Genomic DNA, 20805 nt, shown 5'->3' with positions numbered 1-20805 from the left:
CCGCCTAGGATCCTTCCAGTCCGAGCAGACGAAGCGCGCCTTCCACCCAAAATCCAATTTTCGGACCGCCCTGACACATTCCGTCGGTCTCTCCCGGGTTTTTCACCCAAAGCAAACCGTCGAGCGCGGCGCCCTGGAACAGCTGCGGCTTCTTTCCCAATCGTGCACCCGGCGCGTTGCAGTAGTTCTGTTGAGGACCCGCACCGTTTCGGCTGATGTCTATCACGTAGTGCGCGTCGGGCACCCCGAGCTTGCTGAGTGCCGACCGAACCCGCTCGGCGTACCGGACCTCGCTCCCCGTTGTGTTGTAGTTCGCAACGTTGAGGCTGAACCCCGCCACCTTGCCGACATCCACTCCCTTGAGCCGGTTCGCCACTTCCGCTGCGCTCAACCAGTTCCCATGACCCGCATCGATATAGACCCGAGCGCCCGTCGTCGACAGCGTGTCGACCGCGTACCGCAGCATGCCCGCACGGTCGCCCTGCTCGCACTCGCCCAGGTGCGGCAGCGCATCGGGTTCGAGGATGACCATCGCGTTGTCGTGCCCCATCAGTGCCGCCGCGGCGCCGTCCACCCAGTCCTTGTACTCCTGCTCGGTGCGCGCACCCGTGTACACCCGCTCTTCGCGCGGCACGGCCGACCCGCAGTCCAGCGCAGGAATCCGGTAGAGGACGATCGTCGGTACAGCCTTCGCTGCGTCCGCGGCGGCGAGGTAATCGCCCACATCATCCAGAACGGTCGCGGACGTGGACCAGTCGCTGAACCACTTCGCTTGCGGCGTCTGCGCTATCGGATCCAAACGGGGGTCTACCCGCGCCGCCTCGACCGCCAATAGATCAGGATCGGAATACAACGGGGTGTCGACGGGTGTGCTCCCGGCGACCGTCCCCGAGCCGAGGACGTCCGGCGGTTCCCCCGAATGTGTGACCGCGCCGATCGTCACCAGCGCGGCGACGATTGCCATCAACACCGCCGTCGCGAGGATGAAGGCCCGTTCCCGCCGCAGTAACCGTTTCCACCGCGACGGCGCCGAAGCAGAGTCCCTCCTGCTCACGGCGCACGTACCTCGTCCTGCGAATCGCTGGGACGCGATAAGAACAACACTGCAAGCGGGACAACCGTGACGGACCAGAACGCCGCGTTGTCAATGAAGCCCAACGGGACCTCGAGCCAACCGCAGACGAGAATCCCCGTCATCAGCATTGCTGCGGTAGACAGGTGGCGGCTTTTCGGCGTCGTTGTCGCAAACGCCTGAACGAGTAACGACGTCACTGCGACGGCCGCGAGGACGACCCCGCCTGTGGCAAGCCACTGGACGAATTGATTGTGACCAGAGAACGCCCCCGGGCTCAACGGCGACGTGTCGGTCTCTGCGACTTGGGCGAACCAGTCCCTGCCGAGGCCGAGAACCGGAGCTTGTGAGGACCATTCGGTCAGTGAGCCATTCCAGATCACACCACGGCCGGTCAGTGCATCGTCATCCCATCCGCCGGACGTCAGCCATCCCGTCAACGGCAGCACACACATCACAGCCATCGCCCCCATCACGATCAGGCGTGCCACCACCGATGCTGCACGGTCGTAGCCATACCTTCTGCAGGCCCACGTCAAGGCACCCACCATCAGCATGCCCGCCGCGGCGGCCATGGCGATGCGACTGGATGACCAGCAGATGGCGAATCCCACGATGATCAGCCCGGGAATCCGCAGCCGCCAACGTGGGAGCATGATCACCGCGGCGATACCAATCGAAAGATAAAGGCCGAGAATATTTTCCGCGGTGAACATGCCCTGTAGCAGCCCCAGCGAGGGAAACACAGCCTTGTCCAGGCGCTCGCGCACAGTCCCGTCGGCCTCACGAACACGACCAGCATCGGGCTGCAGAAAGCCGAACGCAATCGCGGCGATCGCCGTCAGCACCACCAGTGCGCCGAGCGCGCCAAGCACCCGAGGGCTGGGCCGCAGCGCTGCCAGAGCGAGTATCACAACCAGATAGAGGACGCTCTCAGGACTCGGTGAGCCCTCGTACACGGTACGAGTCAGGATCACCAGCCAGGGCGCCAGTAGCACAAGGAGGCGCCACAGGCCGGGTCGAGTGATTTCGTTGATGCGGAATACGACGATGAGCGTGCTGAGGCCTACGGCCAAGAGAAAGGACAGGCTCGAAATCGCGCTGGCCGCAGCCGGCCAGATCGGTTCCTGGCCTACTGGCACGAACACCTTGTCTGCGGTCAGCGACAACGCGATCCGTGCGCCGACCGCCCGGCTCCATAGGAGGGCAATCAGCAGCACGGCTGCGGCGTCACACGAGATGAACAGCCGGCCCCTCTGCATCCGCCCTCCACTCGCGACGCCCGAGCGAGCCGCCCAGATGGCGGCATACGGGTCCGTGTGGATGGTACCGATCGGAGAGCTCCGGAAGCCGCAACGCACACCAATTCACATGCGGCCGATGCGACACTTGTGATGTGGCTGGACGTTATCTGATCGCTATCGCTACATACCTGCGTCCAACCGGACTGCGGCGTTTGCTCGACAGTCTGGAAGCGGCCATCTCATCGGCGAGCCTGGAAGTCGACATCCTTGTCGTCGACAATGACGCCGAGGGATCGGCGCGTTCGGTCGCGGTCGACCACGCCCTCGGCCCCATATACGTCGTTGAACCCGAGCCTGGCATCTCGGCCGCTCGCAACCGCGCGCTCGACCACTTCAGCGATCGCTACAGCGGCATCATCTTCGTCGATGACGATGAATGGGTGTCCGCCACGTGGCTGACCACCCTCACGACATATGCCGCGCAGACGCACGCCGACGTCGTGGTCGGTCCTGTCAGCAGCGTCTTCCTTGTGCCCGCACCGGACTGGGTGCAACGCGGGGGTTTCTTCAAGGGTCGGCCCCAGGCGACCGGTGATCATCTGCGCTACGCACCGACGAACAACACCTTGCTGGTTCGGGATGCTTGGGTTCGGGCTGGTTCGCCCCGGTTCGATCCGGCGTTCTCGATGACGGGGGGCGAGGACACCGATCTGTTCCACCGACTCCGAAAGTCGGGCGCTACCATGCTTTTCTGCGCCGAAGCGGAGGTGTCGGAAGAGGTGCCGGCGGACAGGCAGTCGTTGGGGTGGGTACGTCGCCGGGCGATGCGTGAGGGCGCCAACGAGACCCGAGTGTTGCGTAAGCACCGAGATTCGGACTTGTTCGTTGCTTTGGCGCGGGGGGTTCGCAGCGCTGTATACGGAATCCTGTTACTGGGGTTCGGGTTGATCACTCGCCGTGGAGTCCAGGCACGGCCGTACTTCAGTCTTTTTTACGCGTGCGGACAATTCGCCGGGCTCTTCAATTATCAAGTTGAAGGCTATACGCGAATCGGCAAGTCGCAGAACCGCAGTTAGTCGTCACGAATCTGCCCATCATTCAAGTGTCATACCCGCCACGGCGATATCTTTGTCGGACCCGGGGATGAATTGAAGGGGACGTCGGCGGCAACGTCGACGAATCAAGAACGCCAAGTGGTGACCGCTTCGTTGAAGGAAGAAGGTTGATGGCGCCGAACTTTGCCCGCAATACGCTACTCGGCTTCATTTCCGGCGCAGCCATCACGTTCTCCGGATTCGTCGGTAGTGCGATCGCGGCGCGGCTACTTGGGCCTGACGACTTCGGTGTCGTCGCCTACGTCGTGTGGTGCGTGACGATCTCTGTGGCGGTGGCGAACATGGGCAGCGACGTCGTGCAGCAGCGGTTCATTCCGAACCTGCGCGCCGCTGGCAAGAGCGATCAAGTCGACGGCCTGGTAGGGGCTATCGTGCGGGTGTCGCTGGCAGCCGCGGTGGTTGTCGCAGTGGTGCTGTTCGCTTATCTGAATGGACCCGGGACAGGTGCGCTTTCGGCGGGCTCGCCACATTCTGTGGTCTTCGTGATCGTGGTCGCGTTGGTGTGGTTCATCTGCTGGCGTATGGGCGATTTGTATCTTTTCAATCTCAGAGGCGAGCAGCGATTCGACACACTTGCCCGAATCTCGACGGTCTCCGCTCTGATGCGGGTTGTTACGACCGTTCTCGGCGCCTGGTTGTTCGGCATCCCCGGTGCACTGGCCGGGTACATCGCGGCCACCGTGCTGCCCGCAAGCAGGTTGTTGCCGATGTTGCGACTCAAACCCAAAGTTGATCGGTCATTGCAACGAGAGATTTTCGGTTTCGCAATGATGAGCTGGACGATCGGCGTGATCGGCAATCTCCTGTTCGGCCGAACACAGATTGTCTTTCTCGAGCACTACACCGACATCGGCACGGTCGGTTTGTTCGCCGTGGCGCTCACCGTGGCCGAAATGGCCGCGCAATTGCCGCCGCTTCTGCTGTCGGCTCTGTTGCCCCGATTCAGTGAGCAGAGCGGCCGGGGCGCTCACGACGATATGAAGAGCCTGTATCGAACGATGACGGCGTTCATCGCGATGGTGATGTTGCCGTTCTGCCTCGGGCTGGCGGCGATTACGCCTGTGCTGGTGCCGCTGATCTTCGGTCGCGATTTCGCCGATGCCGCCGCTGTCGCGTCGATCTTGTTGATAGCCATAGCGATCAACAGTCTCGGCGGAGCCAACCTCTCCTTGATCCTGAGCAAGGGAAAGAACAGCATCCTCTGGATTTCCAACGCTGTCGGCCTGGTCGGTGTGATCGGGCTGGGGTTTCTGTTGATACCGCAATACGGGCTGATGGGCGCCGCCTGGTCGCGAGCAATAATCCAGGTACTGGTCATTCTCATCGAGATTATCTGTGCAGCAATTCAACTGGGCTTCTCTATGCCCTCTCGCGCTTTGGGGGCGATAGGGCTTGCCGCTGCGGCGCAAGGCGCGGTCGCGTACGCAATCGTCCTAAACATCGGTGGCGCAGTATCGCTGGTGATCGCCGCACCCGCTGCCGTACTGACGTATCTAACCGTGGTGCGCTTGCTACGGGTGATCCCACTGGTGGACCCGGGGCTGCCGAGCCGGCTCGTTTCCCATACACCCGGTCGGTTCAGGCCTCTGGCTTTGCGCATCATGCGCCTGCTGGCACCCCCCACATCGGGGCGCGCAGAACAGGATTGACGGCAAGATTGACCATTTAGCATGTCCGCAAGTACTAGGCTTGACGCGAGAATGAACCGGTGGGCCGGGCTCGGCGCAGAGAGGCTGTCGAATGATCAGAGTCCTCTTGATCGGCGCAGGAGCGGTGGTCCAGGAGCACTACCGGCCCCCGCTGCGTCGACTGGAGAAGGCCAGAGCCATCAGGGTCCTGGGAGTCGTCGATCCCGACCAGTCGCGCGGGCGCCGGGTCGCGGGCCAGTTCAAAGAGTCGCGTTCGTACACGGACTGCACTGAGGCGTTTCAACGCAACTCCTATGACCTCGCCATCATCGCCTCGCCGCCCGGTTTGCACGCCGACCACGCATGTGCTGCGTTCGAAAACGGTTGCCACGTGCTGTGTGAGAAGCCAATGACGACGACGCGCGCCGACGCGGACCGGATGAACGCCGCTGCGTTGAAGGTCGATCGGCTGCTGGGCGTGGCATATCCCAGACGGTTCTATTCGAACTTTGCCGATGTCGCGCAGCTTGTCGCGAACGGCGACCTCGGAGACGACCTTGAGTTCACGTATCGCGAAGGGCACACCTACGGCTGGCCGGCGGCAACGGACGCGGCCTTCCGCCGCGACACAGCCGGCGGCGGCGCGCTGCTGGATATCGGTGTTCACATGCTCGACCACTTGACCTGGATTTTCGGCGATCCAGTGGTCAGCCGATCATTCGACGACAGCCTTGTCGGCGGTGTCGAGACAAATTCGCTGTTGACGCTTGAGTTTCCGCGTGCCCGCGGCATCATGCAAGTGAGCTGGGAGTATCCACTGAACAACGGGCTGTGGATTCGGGGCGCCTCGGGTGAGTTGATGCTCGATGGCAACGACCTCCGCTCCTACCGCCGCAAAACCCCACACGGCTGGACGTTGGTGCCAACGAAGACATCCTGGCCCACCGACCTCACGCCAACGGGTGGCAAGCGGATACGGCCCGGCAATCTCCGTCCTTGTTTTGATGCCGAGGTGGTCGCCATGCTCAGGAGCATTGTCTACGGCGAACCTTTGCCCGTGACAGGCTCGCAGGCCGCGAGTGTGCAAGCCGCCATCGACGCGGCCTACGACAACGCCGAGCCGCTGGATTGTCCGTGGCTGCCGGAAGACGAACAAAGAGCAGCGCGCGCCAAGCACTGGAAGGCCGACCATTCGTGATGAAGCCCATCGCAGTAATCGGAGCGGGAGGCTTCGTTGGCGCGCGCCTCGTTGAGCGTGCCGCACTTCTCGGGAACGTGCCCGTCGTGCCCATCGTCCGATCGCGGCGAAGCCAGGGGCGATTGGCACGGTTCGGCGCGTGCACCGTGCTCGGTGACGCCGGGGATCCAGCGTCTCTGGTTCCGCTGTTGAAGGGCTGCGGAATGGTCGTGAACCTGACACTGGGGAACGACGAGCGCATCGTCGGCGACGTCGAATCCATTCACACCGCGTGTCAGCAGGCCGAGGTTCCCCTGTTCGTACACATGAGTTCCGCCGAGGTCTTCGGAAGGGCGGACGCTGCGGATGTGAGCGATGACGCCGTGGCGGACAGCCCGCATTGGATGGACTACGCCCACGGGAAGAGGGCCGCCGAAGCGTGGTTGCGATCCCATTGGAACGGGCCACTGAAGGTTGTCATGCTGCGACCCGGTCTGGTCTGGGGTCCGGGGTCGGGCTGGCTGGTCGATCCGGCGAAGGCGTTGGTCGACGGCACCGCCTACCTGTTCAACGGCGGCCGGGGGATTTGCAACCTCATCCATGTGGATAACCTCATCCAGCACCTCGCTGCGTTGGCGGAGTCCCCACCAGCCCGCTCCGGCATCTACAACATCGCCGACCGCGAGACGCTCACCTGGGCCGAGTACTACCACGCCATTGCGCGCGAAGTCGGCGTCGATCCCTCCACTATTCGAATGCTCGACGATTCGGCATTCAGCGAAAGCCGTCTGCAGCGATTCCAGAAGAAGATCACCAACATCGCGCCGGCCCGCGCCGCGAAACGCCGAATGAGCGGAGATACCAAGGGGCGGATCAAGCAGGAGTTGAGGGATCGGTTCTCGCCCCCGATCTCAGAGGTGCAACGCATCGACCCCGAACCGGCCGTCAGCAAGTCTTCTTGGTGGCTTCAGGGGACGGTGAAGAAAGTGCCTTCGACAAAATTCATCGACCACTATCCCGATGTGCAATTGCAGCCGTTCGCCGAGTTGATGGCCGCCAGTGGCCGGTGGCTTCGCTACGCGGGCTTCGAGCCGCCTAGAGAAAACCCCCGGCTTACCTAGCAAGCGCTTGGTTGCTATCCTGACCCAGTGGACAAGGCGCTTCCCAGTCGGCGCGACGAGTTGCTGCAGCTCGCAGCGACAATGTTCGCCGACCGCGGCCTGCGCGCCACCACGGTTCGCGACATCGCGGATTCGGCGGGGATTCTCTCCGGAAGCCTGTATCACCATTTCAAGTCCAAGGAACAGATGGTCGAAGAAGTCCTCAAGGACTTCCTCGACTGGGTGTTCACCCGCTACCGCGAGACCGTCGAGAGCACGACGGACCCGCTCGAGCGCGTCAAAGGATTGTTCATGGTCTCCTTCGAGGCCATCGAACACCGGCACGCACAGGTCGTGATCTACCAGGACGAGGCCAAGAGGCTCAAACCGCTGACGCAGTTCGGATTCCTCGAAGACCGCAATCGCGAGCAGCGCAAGATGTGGATCGAGGTCCTCAAGCAGGGCGTCGCCGAGGGGAAGTTCCGGCCCGACCTCGACGTCGACCTCGTCTATCGATTCATCCGTGACACCACCTGGGTGTCGGTGCGCTGGTACCAACCCGGCGGCCCACTGACGGCCGAAGAGGTCGGACGGCAATACCTCGCCATCGTTCTCGGTGGCATAACAAACGAAGGAGTCCTCTGATGGCCACAACACCAGCGGCGTACGTCATCGATGCTGTCCGCACCGCCATCGGAAAGCGCAACGGCTCGTTGGCCGGTGTGCACCCCGTCGATCTCGGCGCCGCCGGATGGCGGGGGCTGTTCGCGCGCAACGACGTCGACCCCGGCGCCGTCGACGACGTGATCGCCGGCTGCGTCGACGCGATCGGCCCGCAGGCCGGCAACATCGCGCGGCTGTCATGGCTTGCCGCGGGCTACCCCGAAGAGGTCCCCGGCGTCACCGTCGACCGCCAGTGCGGCTCGAGTCAGCAGGCCATCTCGTTCGGCGCGCAAGCCATCATGTCGGGCACCGCCGACCTCATCGTCGCCGGCGGCATGCAGAACATGAGCCAGATCCCGATCAGCTCGGCGATGACCGTGGCCGAGCAATTCGGATTCACCTCGCCGACAAACGAATCCAAGAGCTGGCTGCACCGTTACGGCGACCAGGAGATCTCCCAGTTCCGGGGCGCCGAGCTGATCGCAGAGAAGTGGAACATCTCCCGCGAGGACATGGAGCAGTTCGCGCTGACCAGCCACCAGCGTGCGCAGGCGGCGATCCGCGCAGGACACTTCGAAAACGAGATCATCGAGGTGGACGGCTTCGCGATTGACGAGGGCCCCCGCGACACGTCGTTGGAGAAGATGGCCGGTCTCAAAACGCTCGTCGACGGCGGCCGACTGACCGCGGCGATGGCCAGCCAGATCTCCGACGGGGCGAGTGCGGTGCTGCTTGCGTCCGAAAACGCCGTCAAGACACACAATTTGAAGCCGCGAGCCCGCATCCACCACATCAGTGCGCGCGGCGCCGATCCGGTCTTCATGCTGACCGGCCCGATCCCCGCGACGCGCTACGCCCTCGACAAGACCGGGCTTTCGATCGACGACATCGAAACTGTCGAGATCAACGAGGCTTTCGCGCCGGTGGTTCAGGCATGGCTCAAGGAGACCAAGGCCGACCCCGAGAAGGTCAATCCCAACGGCGGGGCGATCGCGCTCGGGCATCCCCTCGGTGCAACGGGCGCAAAGCTTTTCGCGACCATGTTGAACACGCTGGAGCGCACGGGCGGCCGCTACGGGCTGCAGACGATGTGTGAGGGCGGCGGCACCGCCAACGTCACGATCATCGAAAGGCTCTGATCGCCGACGCCCAACCATAACGATCGGGTAACGAAAGCCGGGGCTGTCTGCCCGGCGTCTTCCCTGTTCACGCGACCGCGCCGCTGGAAGATGGCGGTGCCTCAGCCGTAGGCGTTACTTGCGCGAAATACTTTGCCCAAATACGTTCGACCCACCGACGACGCAACTAATTGGATTCGAGACTCTGTTCGGTGGTGACTGAGAAGTGAACGTCCGCATGGCAAAAACGGACGCTGAAACGCGTGCTGGTTGGACTTTGTCATCCAAAGATTCAATGGTCCAACGTAATTCGTGGGAGCGCTTTCTTCGCCCTCCGGAGGGCGGTGATGCCATAGCCATGCGTCATCTGGTGGCCGACACTGAGGTCCTGGACCTCAATTCCACCTACACCTACCTGCTGATGGCGGCCGACTTTGCTGACACCACCGTGGTCGCGGATCGTGACGGCGATCTGTGTGGGCTCGTCACCGGTTACCTACCCTTGCGTCGGAGAAACGCCGCCGGACAATTACACGTCGTCGCTCGTGCGGCAGGAAGCTGGGGTGCCGAGCCGCGAAACGCTCACCGACGCCGCGGCGCTCTACGGTATCGATCAGGTCACCGGGCCGGCAGGAACAGCGTTGTGGTTCGACTGCAACATCATGCACGGGTCGGGATCGAACATCACCCCGTTCCCTCGATCGAACATCTTCCTGGTGTTCAACTCGGTCGAGAACCGATTGGTCGATCCCTATCGCGCTCAAGCGCCACGCCCGGAGTATCTGGCGGCGCGGACGATTCGCTCGTTCGACGCGGCCGCCTACGCCTAGCGTGAGCCGCCCGCGCCCGAAACTGCATTCCGTGCGGGCTCTACGCGAAAATCAGCGCACGGAATGCAGTTTCGCTGGCCTCAGTGGTCGTGCAGGATGACGCCGCGGATGTTGCGGCCCTCGCGCATATCCTCGTAGCCCTCGTTGACCTCGGCGAGCTTGTACTCGTGGGTGACCGTCTCGTCGAGCAAGAGCTTGCCCTCACGGTACAGCGACAGCAGCCGGGGGATGTCGGCGCGCGGGTTGGCCTCGCCGTAAAGGCTTCCCAGTAGCCGCTTCTGGAACAGCGTGAACATCATCATTCCGAGCGTGGGCGAGCTGTCGGCCATCGTCGAAAGCGCCGTCATCACGACCGCTCCACCTTTGCGGATGATGTTGGCGGCGTCCTCCAGCATCGAGCCCTCCAGCAGGCCGACAGTCAGGATCGCCGAATCCGCCATCACACCTCGGGTCAGCTCGGCCACCAACGCGGTCGCCTCGGGCAATGACGTGACGAAGTGGGTCGCTCCGAGCTGAATCGCCTTCTCCCGCTTCTGTTCTACAGGCTCGACAACGACGATCTTCTCGGCTCCTGCCAGCCTCGCGCCCTGCACTGCGCCGCTGCCGATGCCGCCGAACCCGATCACCACGACGGTGTCACCGGGCTGCACGTCGGCGGTGTTGACCGCCGAACCCCAGCCGGTGGTGACACCGCAGCCCAGCAGGCAGGCGCGCGACAACGGGATGTCGTCGTCGATCTTCACGATCGACGCCTCGGGCACGGTTCCGTACTGCGAGAAGGTGCCGACGAGTGCCATCACACCGATGTCCTGGCCGTTGGCGTGATGACGTCGGTAGGTGCCGTCGAGCTGGGTGCCCGCCATGATCATGGCGCCGAGATCGCACAGGTTCTGGTGGCCCGTCGAGCAGAACCGGCAGCGACCGCATGCCGGCAGGAACGACGCGACGACGTGGTCCCCGGGGGCGAGCCCGACAACGCCGGCGCCGACCTCCCGGACGATCCCCGCCCCCTCGTGCCCGCCGATCAGGGGGAGCGGAGCGGGAAGATCACCGGTGCGGATGTGCTCATCGGAGTGGCACAGGCCGGTGGCCTCCCACGAGACCAGCACCTCGCCGTCACCCGGTGGGTCAAGGTCGATTTCTTCGACGGTCCAGTTGGACCCGTACTCCCACAGAATGGCGGCGTTGGTCTTCACCGGGCCGAGTTTATGAATCTCGAGGACCCGCCGTGGCCGTAACGACCGGATCAGTTCGCCGAGAGGACCAACCCCGCCATGGCGACCAGCCAGCTCGCGAAACTGCCCACCAGGAAGTACTCGGTGACCTCGTCGATGCCGGACGCCGCGGGATCGTCTGCGTCTTTGCGCTGCGCGTTGAGCTCCGGGAAACGAATGATTCCCTTGGCGGCGATCACCGCCGACGCGGCGCCGAGTTGGCCGCCGAGCCCCAGCCCGACGATCAGCAGACGCTCCATGGGACCCAGGAGCCTGCCGCCCTTGAGCCTGTCGGAAGGCTGCGGCTGGCCGGCCGGGCGGACCGCCCCCACTGCACCGAGGATCAGGCGTACCAACTGATTGGCCGTGACGAGCTGGAGCAGAAGCACCCCGAGAATCATCGCGGCGCGATCCGGATCGAGACCGGGGACCAGGTCGACCCACCCCAGCCACGGCCTGACGATGCCGCCGACCGGTGACGTCCAACCGGCAAGGACCAGCGGCACGGCGAGCCCGACACCGAACACGGTCAGCGCTCTGCCGTGGTGGGCGCCGGTACGCTCGGATTTTGCGCCCAGGTGCACCCACGTCACCGACACCGCTGCGGACCAGATCAGCAGCGCGATGTCGCCCAGGTGCCACAGCCCCGCGAGTGCTGCGCACGCGACCACGGTGACAGGTCCGGCGACCAGGGTCGGCCAGCGCCGTCGCGTCATCTTCGAACAGATGTCGGCGATGCCGAGGGCGATCAGAAGCACGGCGAGGACGCTCACGGCACCTCCCGGAGTTCCTGCGCCGCAAGAAGTATGAGGTCCACACCGGTGCGGTTCGCGCGCTGGGACACGGCCGATGCGCTGATGCCCTCCGTCATGGCCAACTCCTTCTTCGACTGCCCCGCCCGCAGCCCCGTCAGGATGCGTAGCGACCTCTCATCCAGCGATCCAAGCAAATGGTCCCGACACATCAGCGCGGCGTTGACGGCATGTGGCTGCGTCCCGGCGCCAGTTCTGTTGCGAAATGCGGTGCGCACCAAGGATGACCCTGAATGTTGCTGGGTCGCTGCCGTCCACTCGATGGCCTCTCGTGCTGCCCACCAGCCCGGACCGTCCTGAATGCCGGACGCGTCGTCGAGTTTGGCAACGTCGCCCCAGCCGATCCCGAAACGGATGTCGATATCGGGTGCCAGGCTCAAGCGAAGGGTCAGCGCGGCGTCGATCGCGCGCCCAACCGTGGGATAGGTGCCCTGAAACTCGTCGCCGACCGTCAGGCGGGGAGCGTCGACAGCGTCGTCTGCGACGGCGGCCAGGGCCGCGGCCACGCGGCGATGAAGCTTGCGGCGGTCGGGGAACTCGCGCGAACCCACAACGTCACCGATCAATGTCGCGACAGGTGATGAAGCGTCGACCTTAATCTGAGCCATATGAAGATAATAGCTTCATTAATCGATAATGAAGCTATTACCTTCATTCTGCGATGTGTCGGGTCGCTTTCCGCAGCTGCTCGACGGCTTCGGCGACGATGGATGGCACCAGTTCGGCGCACGACGGCAGGTCGTCGATGATGCCGGCCACCTGCCCCGACGCCAGCACGCCGGCCTCGGTGTTGCCTTCGACGAGGCCCGCCTTGAGCAGCATCGGGGTGTTGGCCGCCATCACGACCTGAGACCACGTCAGGTCCTTACCGTGGCGCATGGCCAGGCCGTCGGTGACCATCGATTTCCATGTCATGCCGGACATCTTTTTGAACTTCTGTGCGTTGAGCACCGCGGCGGACAGGCCGCGGATCGGCGATCCGCTCTCGAGCTTCTCCACCAATCCCGTGCGCAGCACGCGGTGCGGCATGCCGTCGACCTTCGTCGAGACGACGGTGCCGTCCAGCGCGGCCTGCAGGTATCTCTGCTTGACCGCATCCGGCACCGTCGAGTCCTTCGTGAGCAGGAAGCGCGTACCCATCGCGACACCCGCGGCGCCGTAGGACAGTGCCGCCGCCAACCCCCGGCCGTCGAAGAAACCACCTGCGGCGACCACCGGCATGCCGGTGTCGGCGACGGCGTCGAGCACCGACGGCAGCAGCAGTGTGGTCGCGATCGGACCCGTATGGCCGCCGCCCTCGCCGCCCTGCACGATGACGGCGTCAGCGCCCCAGCCGGCGACCTTCTTGGCGTGCTTGGCCAGGCCCACCGACGGAATGACCACCACGCCGGCGTCTTTGAGCCTGGCGATGAGGTCCGGTTTGGGAGCCAGAGCGAAGGAGGCGACTTTGACTCCTTCGCGGATCAGGAGGTCGACGCGTTCCCCTGCGTCGCCGGCGTCGGCACGGATGTTGATGCCGAATGGCTTGTCGGTGGCGGCTTTCACCTTGGCCACCGCTGTCGTCAGTTCCTCGAGGGTCATCGTCGCCGAGGCCAGGATGCCGAGGCCGCCCGCATTCGACGTCGCGGCGACGAGTCGGGCGCCCGCCACCCAGCCCATGCCGGTCTGCACGACGGGATGCTCGATGCCGACCAGTTCGGTCAGCGGGGTCTTCAGCGAAGTCACGCCCGCACTTCCTTGTCCCGCAACGATTTCGGATCGATCACCTCACGCAGCAGCCGCTGCTCTTCGGCCGAGGGCAGTCGGGTCGTCTGGGCTTCGCCGAGGTCGTGCACCTCGAACGACGTGTTCTCGGCGACCTGCTCGACCTCCACGCCGGGGTGCAGGGACACCGCTCGCATCTGGTGGTCGGGTCCGTTGAAGTCGAAGACGCCGAGATTGGTGACCACCCGGTACACGTTGACGAAGCGATACGCGGGATTGTCCGGATCGACCTTGTCCCAACCGATGCCGGACACGATGTCGACCGACTCGCCGAACACCCGCTTCGAATGATTGCCCACCCAGTAGCTGGTCGCGTGGTTGATGGTGTTTCCCGGAGCACCGCGCACCCCGAACATCTGGCGCGTCGGGTGCTGAAGCGGGCCGAACGCGGACAGGTTCTGGTTGCCGTAGCGGTCGATCTGGTTGGCTCCCATCACCACATGGCGCCTGCCCCATGCCAGCGTTTCGAATACGCGGCCGAACGGCATCCAGCCCTCGATCGCGGCCGGTGCCCCGATGGCTGGTGTGTCGGCGATCAGGCGAGCCTCGCCGTCGGAAAGCACGATGTCGGGGGAGAAGGTCAGTCGTGCCAGCCTCGCGCCGATCGAAACGATTGTCGTCATCGGGCTGACCATGATTTCGCCTGCGTCACGGAACAATTCGGCGCAAGCAACGGCGCACACCTCGGCGCGGGTGGTGGAGATCACTTGGACGCCTCCAGGTCGTTCTTGAACTTACGGACAGCTGCCTGGTAGTCGGCCTCGCTGCCCGACAGGTAGGTCGTGACGAACTCGGCCCACGTCTCGTCCGAACCGGCGGCCTCGGCGTAGTGCCGCTGGAACTTCTCGTCGCGACGGTAGTCGGGCTCGGCGGTGGTGAAGTGAGCGCCGTTGGGTGCCTCGACGACGGTGTCGACCATCATGCGATTGATCAGCAGTGCTTGCGGTGGAACGGATTTCACCAGCTCTTCGGTCGAGACCACCTTCTCGACCGACAGCAGGCGCTTCTCGGCGGACATCAGGAAGAGGTCGTCGAAATACGGGTCGATTCCGGTGTAAGCCGCGTTGCCGCGTTGATCGCCGAGGTTCATGTGCACGAGCGCCACGTCCAGGTTCAGCGCGGGCATGGCGATCAGTTCCTCGTCTCCGTAGGGGGATCGCACGGTCTTGAGCTCATCTCCCCAGAAGGCGCGGACGTCACTGCCGAGCCCGGCACGGATCGGCAAGAACGGCAACCGCTGGGCGGCGGCCTGGAGACCGCAGCGCAACATGCCCTCGTCCATTTCGCGTGACTCGATCGAGCCCGACGTGCGGGCCTTGGCGAACCACGGGTCGTAGAAGGGCGGGGAGTCCAGCGAGACGAATCCGTAGTAGACCCGCTTGACCTTGCCTGCCGAGCAGAGCAGCCCGAGGTCGGGGCCGCCGTAGGTCACGACGGTCAGGTCGGTGACGTCGGTGCGCAGCAGCGCGCGGATGAACGCCATCGGCTTACGGCGCGAACCCCACCCGCCGATCCCGATTGTCATCCCGCTTTCGACGGATGCAATCGCCTCGTCGAGAGTGGTTCTCTTGTCTCCCATCAATCCCCCGCTCGCTTCGCTCGTGCCCGCCGAATCATTTCGATCCCTTGTCAGTCCCGGCGAATGCGTCGCGATGTTCGTCGGAGACGCCCGCCAGGTTCAGTTCGAACGTAAAACCCTGCTCCATGCGGTATCTCGCATTGACCGGCTGGATGTCGATGAAGTTCAGCGCTTCCTTGGCGGCACGGATCACGCGGGTGTCCTTGGAGGCGATGTCGCGGGCCACGCGCAGTGCGGATTCGTCGAGATCGGCGCGCGGCACCACCTCGTGCACCGAACCGAAGTGGTGCAGCGTCTCGGCGCTGACGGTGGCCGCGGTGAAGAACAGTCGGCGCATCATGTGTTGGGGCACCAGGCGGGACAGGTGGGTCGCAGCGCCGAGCGCGCCGCGTTCGACCTCGGGGAGCCCGAACTTGGCGTCGTCGGACGCGACGATCACGTCGGCATTGCCGACGAGACCGATGCCGCCGCCGACACAGAACCCGTTGACGGCGGCGACCACCGGCACGGCGCACTCGTAGACCGCGCGGAAGGCCTCGAAGCATCCGCGGTTGGCGTCGATGAGGGCGGTGAAGCCCTCGGTCTTCTGCATCTCCTTGATGTCGACGCCCGCATTGAACCCGCGGCCTTCGGCGCGAAGGATCACGACGTGGGTGCTCTGGTCGCGTCCTGCCGCGGTGATGGCGTCGGCCAATTCGAACCAGCCGCGCGATGGGATGGCGTTGACCGGCGGATAGTCGACCGTGACCGAGACGATGCCCGGTTCCACGGACTTTGTGGTGATTGGCATGCAAACTCCTGGGTCGCTACCTAAGCAAGCACTTGCTTGGTACGCTAGCACAGTGACTGACGCCGTCGACAGTGCCGCTGCGGGCATCTCCCTGGGCCTGACCGGGCGCCTCGTCCTCGTCACCGGAGGGGTGCGCGGTGTGGGTGCCGGGATCAGCCGAGTCTTTGCGGCTCAGGGCGCCACCGTGGTGACGTGCGCGCGCCGGCCGGTCGAGGGATCGCCCTACGAGTTCCGTCCCTGCGATATCCGTGACGACGCCGCCGTCAAGGCGCTGATCGATGGAATCGTCGCCGACCACGGACGCCTCGACGTCGTCGTGAACAACGCAGGCGGTTCGCCCTACGTGCTCGCCGCCGACGCCTCGGCCAAATTCAGCACCAGAATTGTTGAACTCAATCTTCTTGGCGCGCTGTCGATTTCACAACATGCCAACGCAATGATGCAGACCCAGGAAACGGGCGGGTCCATCATCAACATCACCAGCGTGAGCGGACGGCGTCCCACCCCGGGCACCGTCGCCTATGGGGCGGCGAAGGCAGGCATGGAGAGCATGACCTCGACGCTGGCCGTGGAGTGGGCGCCGAAGGTCCGAGTCAACTCCGTCGTCGTCGGCATGGTCGAGACCGAACAATCCGAACTCTTCTACGGCGACGCCGACTCCATCGCCGCGATATCGAAGAACGTGCCGCTCGGCAGGCTGGCCAAACCCGAGGACATCGGTTGGGCGACAGCATTTCTCGCCTCTCCCGCGGCCTCCTACATCAGCGGAGCCTCACTGGAGGTGCATGGCGGCGGGGAGCCGCCGCACTACCTGTCGACCACGACCGCAGACATCAAATAAGGAGAGAAAGACATGGGATTGCTCGACGGCCGCGTGGTCATCGTGACGGGTGCCGGTGGCGGAATCGGAAGGGCGCACGCCCTGGCGTTCGCCGCGGAGGGGGCACGGGTCGTCGTCAACGACATCGGCGTCGGCCTCGACGGATCGCCCGCCGGCGGTGGTAGCGCAGCCCAGTCTGTCGTCGACGAGATCACCGCCGCCGGAGGCGAAGCCGTGACCAGCGGTGCCAACGTCGCCGACTGGGCCCAGGCCGAAGGCCTCATCCAGACCGCCGTTCAAAGCTTTGGCACGTTGGACGTATTGGTCAACAACGCCGGGATCGTGCGCGACCGGATGTTCGCCAACACCAGCGAAGAAGAATTCGACGCCGTCACCGCGGTGCACCTCAAAGGCCATTTCGCCACGATGAAGCACGCCGCCGCGTACTGGCGGGCGAAGTCCAAGGCCGGCGAGACGGTCGATGCGCGCATCATCAACACGAGTTCCGGCGCGGGCCTGCAGGGCAGCGTCGGGCAGGCCAACTACAGCGCCGCCAAAGCGGGCATCGCCGCGCTGACTCTTGTCGCCGCGGCCGAGATGGGACGGTACGGCGTGAGTGTCAATGCGATCGCGCCGTCGGCCCGCACGCGGATGACCGAAACCGTCTTCGCCGACATGATGGCAACGCAGGACAAGGATTTCGACGCGATGGCGCCTGAGAACATCTCACCCCTGGTGGTGTGGCTGGGCTCTGTCGAGTCCCGCGACGTCACCGGCACGATGTTCGAGGTCGAGGGTGGCAAGATCCGGGTGGCCGAAGGTTGGGCGCACGGGCCGGAAATCGACAAGGGCGCCAAATGGGACCCCGCCGAACTCGGTCCCGTCGTCGCCGACCTGCTCGCCAAGTCGCGGACCCCGGTGCCCGTCTACGGGGCATGATTTCCGGCCTTATCTGTTGAACATGCGGTCGGTCGCCAGTTGCGCCAGATCGCGCAGCGTCATCACGTGTCCCGAAGTCCACTGACGGGGACTGGTGTCCCACACGCAGAGCGTCCCGATGGCATGGTTACCGCTGTTGATCAACGGGATACCGAGATAGGCCACGACCGTGCCGTCGGTGACCGCGGGGTTGTACTTGAGCACCGGATCTTCCCGGGCGTCGGGAATCACCAGCGGCTGCCCTGACGCGACCGCGTACTGACACACCGAACGGTCGATCGACGTCTGCCGTTCTTCCGGCGCCTCCGCAGGCGAGCCGTGCATGCTGACGAAGAACTGGCGGTCGAGGTCTACCAACGAGATGGCCGCACCGGGTGCCGCCAGGGCACTCGCGGCCATGTCTGCGATGTGGTCGTAGATCTTCTCCCGCGGTGCATCGAGCAGGCCTGTGGCATACAGCGCCTGCAGCCGTTCGGGATCTGCAACCACCGACTGCGGTCCCGCGGACTGCTCGGCAACCTTGATGTCGGCGTCGGACAGGTGCGCCAGCAACTCTCGGTGATCTTCCTTGTGGCGCGTGACGTCGGCCATCAGTTGGGTAGCGACCGCCTGGGCGACGTACTCATCCGGAGTCTGTTCAGCCTTCGCCGCCTGCTCTTCCACCATGTTGTTGAGCCAGGCGTTGAAGCCGGGTAGCGAGATCACTCGCTAACGATAGATCCAGCTCGGCCATTGCCGCTCGAATGTTGAGAATGATGCCGTGCGCTCTGGACCTGCTGATCATTCGCTGCCGTCAGCAAACGAGCTCCGGATATGACGCTTGGCACGCCCGACGTGTACTCGCTAGGCCGGGTCGCAGATCAAGATGGGAATCTTGCGGTCGGTGTAGGACCGGTAGTTCGCGAAGTCGGGGTAGATCGCATCAAGCTTGGGCCAGTACTGGTCACGCTCGGCGTCGGTGGCGTCCCGGGCGAGGAGGTTCAGCTTCTCGCTCTTGTACTGGAACGTGACCGCAGGATTGGCCTGAATGTTGAGATACCACATGGGGTTCGTCGCACGTCCGCCCTGCGAGGCGACCAGGACGATGCGGTCACCCTCACGCAGGAACAGCAGGGGACTGTCACGGGGCTCGCCGGACTTGCGGCCGATTGTGGTCAGGATCCCCACCGGCGGCGGCGCCGAGAAGCGGTTCGACCCGCCGCGCCACTTCGCTCCCAGCCGTCCGCCGGTGGCCTTGTAGACCCACGTGTTGAACCGGGACATCCACTTGATGCCGGTACCGACAGCATTGGAGTTGAGGCCTTCGACTTGCTTGGGGCTCAATGGTTTCGGGGGTTTCGGGCTCTCGGCCATGGGGGATCCTAACGGGCCAGAAACGGACGGATGGACGCGTTGATGTGGTGGATCTGTGCTCGTCCGGAGGGGTCGTCGGCCGGGATCAAGAATGTCTCGTCGATGCGGGCGCCAACACTGCGGCCCGCCAGCTTCGGTTTGGTCGACAGCTCGAACCGTGCTCGCACCGTGTCTCCCTCGACGGTGAACTCCGGCGTCGTCACGGCCTTGATTACGCGATATTGCAGCCCATTGTTCAGGCTGCGGCGCAAGTGATCTCCGGAGAAACCGGTCTTCAGGCCGACCTCGACGCGCGTGCACCCCGGCGCGAATGGCACGTCGTCGGCCTGATGGCTGGCCAGCGCGCTGATGTAGGCCTGCGCCGCCGCAATTCGTTCGGCTTCCGGGACGGCCACTAGATCCGCTCGATGATGGTGCCAGTTGAGAGCGCACCGCCGGCGCACATCGTGATCAGCGCGGTCGTCTTGTCGGTGCGCTCCAGCTCGTGCAGTGCGGTCGTGATCAGCCTGCTGCCGGTGCTGCCGACCGGGTGGCCAAGTGCGATCGCGCCGCCATTGACGTTGACCGTGGCCATGTCGGGCTCGTGCACGCGGGCCCAGGACAGCACGACCGATGCGAACGCCTCGTTGATCTCGGTGATGTCGATGTCACCGATCTTCATGCCGGCCTTCTCCAGCACCTTCGCCGTCGACTGCACCGGACCGTCGAGGTGGTAGTACGGTTCGGCGCCGACAAGCGCCTGGCTGACGATACGGGCGCGCGGCGTGAGCCCCAGAGCCTTTGCCTTGTCTTCATCCATCCACAGCACGGCGGCCGCCCCGTCGGAAATCTGTGACGATGTGCCCGCGGTGTGGATTCCGCCTTCCATGACGGGCTTCAGAGAGGCCAACCCCTCAAGTGTGGTGTCGCGCAGACCCTGGTCCTTGCTCACGATGTGGCGTTCGCTGGTGGGTTGTTTGTTCTCGTCGAGAACCGGGGCCTCGATGCCGCTGATCTCCCGGTCGAAGCGCCCCTCGGCCCACGCCTGCTTCGCCTTGAGCTGGGACTCGAAGCCGAACTGGTCGATGTCTTCACGGCTGATGCCGCGCCTCTTGGCGATTCGTTCCGCCGCGGTGAACTGGTCGGGCAGGTCGATGTCCCACGACGACGGCCGGATGATGCTGCGGTCGGGGCCGGCGTTGGCGCCGAGCCCGACGCGGCTCATCGCCTCGACGCCGCAGGCGATGCCGACGTCGATCGCACCGGTGGCGATCAGGCCGGCGATCAGGCCGTTGGCCTGCTGCCCGCTGCCGCACTGGCAGTCGATCGTCGTCGCGCCTACATGCTCGGGCAGGCCGGCGACCAGCCAGCCGACGCGGGTGATGTTGTTGGACTGCTCGCCGAACTGTGTGACGCAGCCCCCGATGACCTGCTCGATGATGCCGGCATCGATGCCGGCCTTGTCGACGAGCGCCTTCTGGGTCGCTCCGAGGAGCTCGGTGGCGTGTAGACCGGACAGCCAGCCGTTGCGCTTGCCGATGGGGCTGCGGGTGGCTTCGACGATGACAGGGGTACCCATTCCGTCAGGCTAGAACACGTTTCATAAGC

General features: G+C 64.5%; 21 protein-coding genes and 1 pseudogene. 9 read left to right on the top strand and 13 right to left on the bottom strand.

Annotation, left to right across the window (positions count from 1 at the left end):
- Positions 1–4: 4 nt before the first annotated feature.
- Positions 5–1054: a glycoside hydrolase family 6 protein gene (locus tag AWC12_RS14640; protein ID WP_133057337.1), complete on the bottom strand. Its 1050-nt coding sequence runs from the start codon at positions 1052–1054 to the stop codon at positions 5–7.
- Entirely contained in the window at positions 1051–2334 is a 1284-nt protein-coding gene (locus AWC12_RS14635) for an O-antigen ligase family protein (RefSeq protein ID WP_085175160.1), read from the bottom strand. Before AWC12_RS14635 ends, AWC12_RS14640 begins: the two co-directional genes overlap by 4 nt.
- A 134-nt stretch (positions 2335–2468) precedes the next feature.
- Here AWC12_RS14635 and AWC12_RS14630 point away from each other — a divergent pair, with 134 nt between their 5' ends.
- The 7 genes and pseudogenes from AWC12_RS14630 to AWC12_RS14600 form a co-directional block, all read left to right on the top strand.
- Positions 2469–3392, top strand: coding sequence for a glycosyltransferase family 2 protein (locus AWC12_RS14630; protein WP_085175158.1), 924 nt, complete (start codon positions 2469–2471; stop codon positions 3390–3392).
- A 149-nt stretch (positions 3393–3541) separates the two neighbouring features.
- A complete protein-coding gene (locus tag AWC12_RS14625; RefSeq protein WP_085175156.1) occupies positions 3542–5080 on the top strand; it encodes a lipopolysaccharide biosynthesis protein in 1539 nt (512 codons plus the stop codon).
- 91 nt (positions 5081–5171) lie between these two features.
- The gene (locus AWC12_RS14620; RefSeq protein ID WP_085175154.1) at positions 5172–6257 is read left to right on the top strand and encodes a Gfo/Idh/MocA family protein; all 1086 of its coding nucleotides are present in this window, start codon (positions 5172–5174) and stop codon (positions 6255–6257) included.
- Complete coding sequence (locus tag AWC12_RS14615; RefSeq protein ID WP_085175152.1) at positions 6257–7357, top strand: NAD-dependent epimerase/dehydratase family protein; 1101 nt, start codon at positions 6257–6259, stop codon at positions 7355–7357. The genes AWC12_RS14620 and AWC12_RS14615 overlap by 1 nt, the downstream gene beginning before the upstream one ends.
- Before the next feature lie 27 nt (positions 7358–7384).
- Positions 7385–7981 (top strand): TetR family transcriptional regulator KstR2, encoded by a 597-nt coding sequence (gene kstR2, locus AWC12_RS14610; protein WP_024446802.1) that lies wholly within the window; start codon positions 7385–7387, stop codon positions 7979–7981.
- Entirely contained in the window at positions 7981–9138 is a 1158-nt protein-coding gene (gene fadA6, locus AWC12_RS14605) for a steroid 3-ketoacyl-CoA thiolase FadA6 (RefSeq protein WP_085175150.1), read from the top strand. The genes kstR2 and fadA6 overlap by 1 nt, the downstream gene beginning before the upstream one ends.
- Before the next feature lie 458 nt (positions 9139–9596).
- Positions 9597–9947: pseudogene (locus AWC12_RS14600) on the top strand (phytanoyl-CoA dioxygenase family protein); the annotation flags it as partial.
- An 80-nt stretch (positions 9948–10027) separates the two neighbouring features.
- Here AWC12_RS14600 and AWC12_RS14595 read toward each other — a convergent pair.
- The 7 genes from AWC12_RS14595 to echA20 are packed head-to-tail and all read right to left on the bottom strand — an operon-like array spanning position 10028 to position 16106.
- Positions 10028–11143 (bottom strand): NDMA-dependent alcohol dehydrogenase, encoded by a 1116-nt coding sequence (locus AWC12_RS14595; RefSeq protein WP_024446799.1) that lies wholly within the window; start codon positions 11141–11143, stop codon positions 10028–10030.
- Positions 11144–11193: 50 nt separating this feature from the next.
- On the bottom strand, positions 11194–11934 hold the full coding sequence (locus AWC12_RS14590; protein WP_024446798.1) for a hypothetical protein: 741 nt from the start codon (positions 11932–11934) through the stop codon (positions 11194–11196).
- Positions 11931–12581: a SatD family protein gene (locus AWC12_RS14585; protein WP_051226686.1), complete on the bottom strand. Its 651-nt coding sequence runs from the start codon at positions 12579–12581 to the stop codon at positions 11931–11933. Before AWC12_RS14585 ends, AWC12_RS14590 begins: the two co-directional genes overlap by 4 nt.
- A gap of 43 nt (positions 12582–12624) precedes the next feature.
- Positions 12625–13698 carry a (3aS,4S,5R,7aS)-5-hydroxy-7a-methyl-1-oxo-octahydro-1H-indene-4-carboxyl-CoA dehydrogenase gene (gene ipdC, locus AWC12_RS14580; protein WP_085175148.1) on the bottom strand — a complete coding sequence of 358 codons (1074 nt, stop codon included), beginning with the start codon at positions 13696–13698 and terminating at the stop codon, positions 12625–12627.
- Positions 13695–14444: a cholesterol ring-cleaving hydrolase subunit IpdB gene (gene ipdB, locus AWC12_RS14575; RefSeq protein ID WP_085175146.1), complete on the bottom strand. Its 750-nt coding sequence runs from the start codon at positions 14442–14444 to the stop codon at positions 13695–13697. Before ipdB ends, ipdC begins: the two co-directional genes overlap by 4 nt.
- Complete coding sequence (ipdA, locus tag AWC12_RS14570; RefSeq protein ID WP_085175145.1) at positions 14441–15316, bottom strand: cholesterol ring-cleaving hydrolase subunit IpdA; 876 nt, start codon at positions 15314–15316, stop codon at positions 14441–14443. The genes ipdB and ipdA overlap by 4 nt, the downstream gene beginning before the upstream one ends.
- Before the next feature lie 34 nt (positions 15317–15350).
- Positions 15351–16106, bottom strand: a complete 756-nt coding sequence (gene echA20, locus AWC12_RS14565) for a (7aS)-7a-methyl-1,5-dioxo-2,3,5,6,7,7a-hexahydro-1H-indene-carboxyl-CoA hydrolase (RefSeq protein WP_024446793.1) — start codon at positions 16104–16106, stop codon at positions 15351–15353.
- Positions 16107–16158: 52 nt separating this feature from the next.
- On the opposite strand from echA20, the gene AWC12_RS14560 reads away from it, so the two are divergent.
- Positions 16159–16947, top strand: coding sequence for an SDR family oxidoreductase (locus AWC12_RS14560; protein ID WP_085175143.1), 789 nt, complete (start codon positions 16159–16161; stop codon positions 16945–16947).
- Between the two features lie 12 nt (positions 16948–16959).
- Positions 16960–17865, top strand: coding sequence for an SDR family oxidoreductase (locus tag AWC12_RS14555; protein WP_085175141.1), 906 nt, complete (start codon positions 16960–16962; stop codon positions 17863–17865).
- A 9-nt stretch (positions 17866–17874) separates the two neighbouring features.
- Here AWC12_RS14555 and AWC12_RS14550 read toward each other — a convergent pair whose 3' ends face one another.
- The 4 genes from AWC12_RS14550 to AWC12_RS14535 all read right to left on the bottom strand — a co-directional run bounded on the left by AWC12_RS14550 (position 17875) and on the right by AWC12_RS14535 (position 20776).
- The gene (locus AWC12_RS14550) at positions 17875–18570 is read right to left on the bottom strand and encodes a GAF domain-containing protein (RefSeq protein WP_024446790.1); all 696 of its coding nucleotides are present in this window, start codon (positions 18568–18570) and stop codon (positions 17875–17877) included.
- Between the two features lie 138 nt (positions 18571–18708).
- Positions 18709–19218, bottom strand: a complete 510-nt coding sequence (locus AWC12_RS14545) for a nitroreductase family deazaflavin-dependent oxidoreductase (protein ID WP_024446789.1) — start codon at positions 19216–19218, stop codon at positions 18709–18711.
- A gap of 8 nt (positions 19219–19226) precedes the next feature.
- Entirely contained in the window at positions 19227–19613 is a 387-nt protein-coding gene (locus tag AWC12_RS14540) for a DUF8021 domain-containing protein (protein WP_024446788.1), read from the bottom strand.
- Positions 19613–20776, bottom strand: a complete 1164-nt coding sequence (locus AWC12_RS14535) for a steroid 3-ketoacyl-CoA thiolase (protein WP_024446787.1) — start codon at positions 20774–20776, stop codon at positions 19613–19615. Before AWC12_RS14535 ends, AWC12_RS14540 begins: the two co-directional genes overlap by 1 nt.
- Between the last annotated feature and the right edge of the window lie 29 nt (positions 20777–20805).

Origin of the sequence: Mycolicibacterium iranicum, from assembly GCF_002101705.1 — a bacterium.
In the GTDB taxonomy this organism is placed as follows: domain Bacteria; phylum Actinomycetota; class Actinomycetes; order Mycobacteriales; family Mycobacteriaceae; genus Mycobacterium; species Mycobacterium iranicum.
The sequence above is the reverse complement of the archived record's forward strand: the minus strand, read 5'-3'. Positions and strand labels throughout refer to the sequence as shown.